The organism is uncultured Streptococcus sp. (assembly GCF_915066115.1).
Taxonomy (GTDB): domain Bacteria; phylum Bacillota; class Bacilli; order Lactobacillales; family Streptococcaceae; genus Streptococcus.
The window spans coordinates 1-6,767 of record NZ_CAJZDT010000102.1 but is presented as its reverse complement, the minus strand read 5'-3'; the positions used below and the strand labels follow the sequence as shown (position 1 = coordinate 6,767).

The following is a 6,767-nucleotide window of genomic DNA, read 5'->3' as shown; positions in this document are numbered from 1 at the left end:
TAATGTGATGCGTCCTACGCAGCTGTCCACTGATGCGGCACGCAGGAGCTGTCATATCAAAGGCACGAACGATAGCAGTACCGATACTGCCCTTGTTTGTACGACCGAGTCCTGCGATGACGTCCGCGACTTGGCGTCCCTGACGATTGGCAGGAGAAGCGAGAGAGATGAGAGCATCTTGGCCCGTAATCTCTTGCTTGACGACGATGGCATCACCAACTGCAAAAATATCTTTTTGGCTGGTTTCATAATGTTCATCGACCAGGATTCCACCACGGAGTCCCAGTTCAATCCCCGCAGCTTTGGCTAGTCCATTTTCAGGTTCAACACCAACAGAAAGGATGGTGAGGTCAGAAGTGATCTTTTGACCGTTTTCGAGAACGATGACTTTTCCTTGGTCTTCAAATCGAGTCGCAGACTGAGAAGTGATAACGCGAACGCCGTTTTTAACCAATTCTTCCTGGACAAAGGCTGCCATTTCCTGATCTAATGGTGGCAAGACATGGGGTGCTTTCTCAATGATGGTAACTTGCAATCCACGTTTCGCAAGATTTTCAGTCATTTCAAGCCCGATAAAGCCTGCACCGATAACGACAGCTTCTTTTGGATGATTGTCCAAGGCTGCCATAATTTCATCGAGATCGGGAACATTGCGGAGCGTGTAGGCATTCTTAGTTTCTGCCAAACCTTCAATGGTAGGAACAAATGGTTTAGCTCCTGGGGAGAGGATCAACTTGTCGTATCTTTCTGTGAATTCCTGTCCATCGTGTCGCACAGTCACAGTGTGCTCTGCTGGCGAAATGCTGATGACCTCATGGAAAGGACGAACATCCAGATTAAAGCGTGCTTTGAGACTTTCAGGAGTTTGGACCAATAAACTATCACGGTTTGCAATTTCTCCTGAAACATAGTAAGGAAGTCCGCAGTTTGCAAAGGAAACAAAGGGACTTTTCTCAAAAATAGTGATTTCAGCGTCTTCCATGAGACGTCTGAGGCGGGTTGCTGCTGACATACCGCCTGCAACTCCTCCGACAATGATAATTTTCATTGACTTTCTCCTTTATGATTCTAGATGACTTTTCCTGTCCAAGCGCTCATACCGCCTCGGACATTGATGACATCGTAGCCTTTTTTCTTAAGCTTTTCGCAGCTAGTTTGCTTCGCACACCAGAATGACAAATGACATAGAGTGTTTCTTTTGTTGTTGGTGTGTAGGAACCAATTTCGGTTAGAGGAACATTTTTGGCATTTTTGATATGACCTCTACGAAATTCCATTGGTGTCCGAACATCCAGTAGCTGAATCGGTTCTCTGAGTTTAGCTTCTAACTCGCTGGTAGAAATACTGTCAATTTTTGTAAATAATAAGTGAAACATAGGCACCTCCGAATATACCCTTATGGGGTATATTAAACCATGAAGTCAAGCTTTTGTCAAGTAAGTTGTTTTAACTTGGAGGGGATTGGTTGCGATTGTATTGTTTTTATTCTCAGTGCATCAGCTTCCTCCTTGACACTCTGTCAGCTTTTGATACAATAGTACAAAATTAGAGGAGGTAGGTTATGATTCAGAAACACGCGATTCCTATTTTAGAGTTTGATGATAATCCTCAGGCGGTTATCATGCCCAATCACGAGGGGCTGGATTTGAAATTGCCAAAGAAGTGTGTCTATGCTTTTTTAGGTGAGGAGATTGACCGTTATGCGAGGGAAGTAGGGGCGGACTGTGTCGGCGAATTCGTTTCAGCCACCAAGATCTATCCAGTCTATGTCGTTAACTACAAGGGAGAGGGAATTTGTCTGGCTCAGGCACCTGTCGGCTCCGCTCCAGCAACCCAGTTTATGGATTGGTTGATTGGCTATGGTGTGGAGCAGATTATCTCTATTGGTACCTGTGGTGTGCTGGCTGATATAGAAGAAAATGCCTTTCTAGTCCCTGTTCGTGCTCTGCGAGATGAAGGAGCTAGTTATCACTATGTGGCCCCTTCTCGTTATATGGAAATGCAGCCAGAGGCTATTGCTGCTATTGAGCAAGTTTTGGAGGCCAGAGGGATTCCCTATGAAGAAGTTATGACCTGGACCACAGATGGTTTTTACCGAGAAACAGCTGAAAAGGTGGCTTATCGCAAGGAGGAAGGCTGTGCTGTTGTGGAGATGGAGTGTTCTGCGCTTGCGGCAGTAGCCCAACTGCGTGGGGTTCTCTGGGGAGAATTGTTGTTCACAGCTGATTCCTTAGCAGACTTGGACCAGTACGATAGTCGTGACTGGGGTTCAGAAGCTTTCGAGAAGGCCTTGGAACTCTGCCTTGAGATTGCCTTTCAGATATAGCTACTCTCCTTCTTTTTATGGTACAATGGATATATGTTATTCAAATTATTTGTGAAAAAAATTGAAAGGGCCTTGGGCGGACTTTCGCCAGCTCGTCGCATCTTTTTAAGTTTCGCTGGAGTTATTTTTATAGGCTCTCTTCTTTTGAGTTTGCCTTTTGTTCAGGCGAGTGGTTCGCAGGCTACTTATTTTGACCATCTTTTTACGACGGTGTCTATGGTCTGTGTGACTGGCCTTTTTACGCAACCAGTGGCTACTACCTATAATGTCTGGGGGCAGTTGATCTGTATGCTCTTGATACAGATCGGTGGTCTGGGACTCATGACTTTTATCGGGGTCTTTTATATTCAGGGGAAGCAAAAGCTCAGTCTTCGCAGTCGTGAAACCATTCAGGAGAGCTTCAGTTACGGGGAGGCTCGGTCGCTGAAGGCCTTTATGCGCTCCATCTTTTTGACGACTTTTCTAGTGGAGGGCTTGGGTGCCTTTCTACTAAGTTTCCGTTTTATTCCTGAGTTCGGCTGGGGACGAGGCATTTTCACCTCTATCTTTTTAGCAATTTCAGCCTTTTGTAATGCTGGTTTTGATAATTTCGGCAGTAGCAGTTTAGTGGCTTTTCAGACGGATCCCTTAATCAATCTGGTTATTGCTGGCTTGATTATCACAGGTGGTCTTGGCTTTATGGTCTGGTTTGACTTGGCAACCCAGTTTGACAAGAAGAAAAAACGCCGTCTGCGTTTCCACACCAAACTAGTCCTCTTCTTGACTGCAGGGATTTTGCTGTTTGGGACAGTATCCACACTCTTTACGGAGTGGCACAATCCAGGAACCATTGGCAATCTCAGTGTGCCAGAGAAAGTGCTGGTCAGCTTTTTCCAAACCGTCAGCATGAGAACGGCCGGTTTTGCTTCTATTGACTATACTCAAGCTCGACCTGTGACCTTGTTTATCTATATCCTACAGATGTTTCTGGGTGGAGCGCCTGGAGGGACGGCTGGGGGGCTCAAGATTACGACTTTCTTTGTCTTGTTGGTCTTTGCGCGTAGTGAATTGCTGGGCTTGCCTCATGCCAATGTTGCGCAGAGAACCATTGAGGCTCGAACAGTCCAAAAATCCTTTAGTGTCTTCATTATCTTTTTGATGACCTTCTTGTTGGGCTTGATGTTGTTGGGAATTACGGCAGAAGGAACACCGCGATTTATCTACCTCATGTTTGAGACCATTTCAGCCCTTGCGACAGTTGGGGTGACGGCAAATCTGACACCAGAATTGGGCAAGCTAGCTCTTAGCATTGTCATGGTGCTCATGTTTATTGGCCGTATCGGTCCCTTGACCTTGCTGGTTAGTCTAGCTGACTACCAGCCTGATAAGAAAGATTTGATTCAGTATATGAAAGCAGATATTAGTATTGGATAAGAAAGGAAGAATGATGTCAGATCGTACGATTGGAATTTTAGGTTTGGGGATTTTCGGGAGTAGTGTCCTGACGGCCCTAGCCAAGCAAAATATGAATATTATTGCCATTGACGACCACGCCGAGCGTATCAATCAATTTGAGCCAGTTTTGGCGCGTGGAGTTGTTGGCGATATCACAGATGAGGACCTCCTCAGAACTGCAGGAATTGATACCTGTGATACGGTTGTAGTGGCAACAGGGGAAAATCTGGAGTCGAGTGTGCTTGCAGTTATGCATTGTAAGAGTCTAGGTGTACCAAGGGTTATTGCCAAGGTCAAAAGCCAGACAGCTAAGAAGGTGCTAGAAAAAATCGGTGCTGACTCGGTGATTTCACCTGAGTATGAAATGGGGCAGTCTCTAGCGCAGACCATTCTCTTTCATAACAATGTAGATGTCTTTCAGCTGGATAAAAATGTGTCTATCGTAGAGATGAAAATTCCGAGTGTTTGGGCAGGTCAAAGTCTGAGCCAGCTAGATCTACGTGGCAAATATAACCTCAATGTCCTAGGATTTCGTGAGCAAGAAAATTCACCCTTGGATGTCCAGTTTGGTCCTAGTGACCTCTTGAGGGCAGATGCCTATATCTTGGCAGTCATTAACAACCAGTATCTAGATGACTTGGCAGAATTAAATTCGTAAGGAGGGAATTTCCCTCTTTTTTAATGTTCAAGATAGGAAATAGAGACAGACTCCTTGTATTCTAGTAAAAGTTCTTCAAAGGCTGGACTTTATGGTAGAATAGAAAGAAGTGACAAGAGAGTAATACTCTTCGAAAATCTCTTCAAACCACGTCAACGTTGCCTTGCCGTAGGTATGGTTACTGACTTCGTCAGTTCTATCCACAACCTCAAAACAGTGTTTTGAGCTGACTTCGTCAGTTCTATCTACAACCTCAAAGCAGTGCTTTGAGCAACCTGCGGCTAGTTTCCTAGTTTGCTCTTTGATTTTCATTGAGTATAAAACAAGCAAATCAGTAAGAAAACCACGACAAGATAATTTTGACGCGGGTTGTAGTTTCAAAAATAGTATCAATTTACCTGACTAGCAATCTGCAGGAGTGCCTTTTCAAAAAGGAAACCTTTTTCATAGAGTCCTGTTTTAATCTGATAGTCCGTCTCAATCAAAAAGGAAATAGCTTGCTTCAAAAAGCTCAAGGAAAGTCCTCGCGAATCTCTCAACGCAAACTTGATTTGATAGGGATTAGGATTGCGTCCGAGAAAACTGCCTAAACTACTTGCAATCTGCGTTTCCGTTTGCCCAGACTCCGACAAAATTTTCACCTGAGTAAAAGTCCGAAATTGTCCCAGCATGACTGCAATCAACTTGATTTCATCTTCACCCTGCAAGGTCAAGTCTCTAACTAAATCGCGCGCCTGGTCCATCTTTTTAGTCAGAATAAACTGAGTTAAATCAAAAATATTGTCCTGCAAGGTCTTGGGAATTGCGTTGACAATATCCTCCTCCTCGATAACAGAATCTTCCTTATAGGACTGTAAAAAGAGGAGATTTTTCTGGATTTCGCTAAATTGAAAACCCGACTTGATGAGGAGATTTTCAAAAGAATGATTAGTAAACTGCAGACCTTCTTTCTGACTCCACTTTTGGAAATACTGGCGCAGTTCTTGTTCTTTGGCTTCTACTGCATCAAAAACCTTGGCATCACGCTTAAGTAATTTAACCAACCGTCTTTTGCTATCCAGCTTTCCTTCCGCAAAGATTATCAACTTGGTTGTTGGGGAAGGATTGTCAAGGTATTCCTCAAACGACTTAAGTTCATCATCTGTCAAAAAGCGTTTTTTAGCAGTTGTGATATCGACAAAATGATCTAGTATCACGATTTTCTCATCCGCGAAGAAAGGAAGGCTGACCAACTCCAGTTCCACATCCTTGTAAGCTACTTCTTTCATATCAAAGTAGGCAAAGTTAAGGTCAGCAGAATCATAACCAATCTGTTTCAATACTTGACTCTTCATAACTTCAAACTGACCCTGATCTGTCCCTGTAAATAGGCTCAGGCTCGGTAAATTTGATAAAGTCAACTTCTGACTTTCTTCAATGGCTAGCATCTTCTTTCCTTTCTTCTGATTTTTTTATGAATTTAATCAATATAGCGCAATTTCCCACGGAAATCTTCTAGGCTTTCGTACCCTTTTTCCGCCATGATTGCTTTCAGTTCATTAGTAATACGATCAAAAGCACCAACTCCCTCTTTGTGAAGGGTGGTTCCTACCTGCACCATACTTGCTCCACAGAGGATATGTTCAAAGGCATCACGACCAGTCAGAACGCCACCTGTTCCGATGATTTGGATTTGAGGATTTAAACGTTGATAAAAGGCATGAACATTGGCTAGCGCAGTCGGTTTGATATATTCTCCACCAATGCCACCGAAACCATTTTTAGGACGAATAACGACGGACTCATCTTCTATATAAAGGCCGTTTCCGATAGAGTTGACACAGTTGACAAACTTGAGCGGATACTTGTTGAAAATAGCTGCCGCCTGGTCAAAGTGAACAATGTCAAAATATGGTGGCAATTTAATTCCCAGAGGTTTGGTGAAGTAGGCAAACACCTCTGCCAAAATCCGATCTGTTGTCTCAAAATCATAGGCAATCTGAGGTTTACCTGGAACATTTGGACAAGAAAGGTTTAGCTCAGTCAGACCACGAAAATCACTCTCTTGGACTTTTTTCAAGATAGTATGGGTTTCTTCTGGAGACATGCCGACTAGAGATAGGAAGAACGTTCGGTTTGGCTCTTTTTCCTGCAAGTCCAAAAGATAGTCCAGATAGTAGTCTAAGCCATTATTTGGCAATCCCATAGAGTTGATAGAACCAAGTGGAACATCCTGGTAACGCGGTTCAGGATTTCCCTGACGAAAGTCCAAGGTCGCTGTCTTTGTGACAAAGGTTCCTGCAACTGAGTTTTTAACCCCTTCTAGCTCCTCTATCGTCATACAAGCCACACCCGCCGCATTCATCCACA

At 43.9% G+C, this 6,767-nt stretch carries 6 protein-coding genes and 1 pseudogene; 3 read left to right on the top strand and 4 right to left on the bottom strand.

Features of this window, described 5'->3' with window-relative positions; genetic code table 11:
• Both QZ565_RS07225 and QZ565_RS07220 read right to left on the bottom strand, forming a co-directional pair.
• Positions 1-1,048 (bottom strand): FAD-dependent oxidoreductase (locus QZ565_RS07225; RefSeq protein WP_295527567.1); only part of this gene is annotated, 1,048 nt, incomplete at its 3' end.
• A 20-nt stretch (positions 1,049-1,068) separates the two neighbouring features.
• Positions 1,069-1,376: pseudogene (locus QZ565_RS07220) on the bottom strand (rhodanese-like domain-containing protein).
• Positions 1,377-1,561: 185 nt separating this feature from the next.
• Here QZ565_RS07220 and QZ565_RS07215 point away from each other — a divergent pair.
• Genes QZ565_RS07215 through QZ565_RS07205 form a run of 3 tightly spaced genes read left to right on the top strand, consistent with a single transcriptional unit; the run spans position 1,562 to position 4,418 of the window.
• Positions 1,562-2,326, top strand: a complete 765-nt coding sequence (locus QZ565_RS07215; protein WP_295527563.1) for a nucleoside phosphorylase — start codon at positions 1,562-1,564, stop codon at positions 2,324-2,326.
• A 33-nt stretch (positions 2,327-2,359) separates the two neighbouring features.
• Positions 2,360-3,739 (top strand): potassium transporter TrkG, encoded by a 1,380-nt coding sequence (locus tag QZ565_RS07210; RefSeq protein ID WP_150922939.1) that lies wholly within the window; start codon positions 2,360-2,362, stop codon positions 3,737-3,739.
• Between the two features lie 13 nt (positions 3,740-3,752).
• Complete coding sequence (locus tag QZ565_RS07205) at positions 3,753-4,418, top strand: TrkA family potassium uptake protein (RefSeq protein WP_261012068.1); 666 nt, start codon at positions 3,753-3,755, stop codon at positions 4,416-4,418.
• A 389-nt stretch (positions 4,419-4,807) separates the two neighbouring features.
• Here the strand turns inward: QZ565_RS07205 and holA are convergent, their stop codons facing one another.
• Both holA and QZ565_RS07195 read right to left on the bottom strand, forming a co-directional pair.
• The gene (gene holA / locus QZ565_RS07200; RefSeq protein ID WP_295527559.1) at positions 4,808-5,845 is read right to left on the bottom strand and encodes a DNA polymerase III subunit delta; all 1,038 of its coding nucleotides are present in this window, start codon (positions 5,843-5,845) and stop codon (positions 4,808-4,810) included.
• Between the two features lie 32 nt (positions 5,846-5,877).
• A complete protein-coding gene (locus QZ565_RS07195; protein WP_295527570.1) occupies positions 5,878-6,762 on the bottom strand; it encodes a dihydroorotate oxidase in 885 nt (294 codons plus the stop codon).
• Positions 6,763-6,767: the final 5 nt, after the last annotated feature.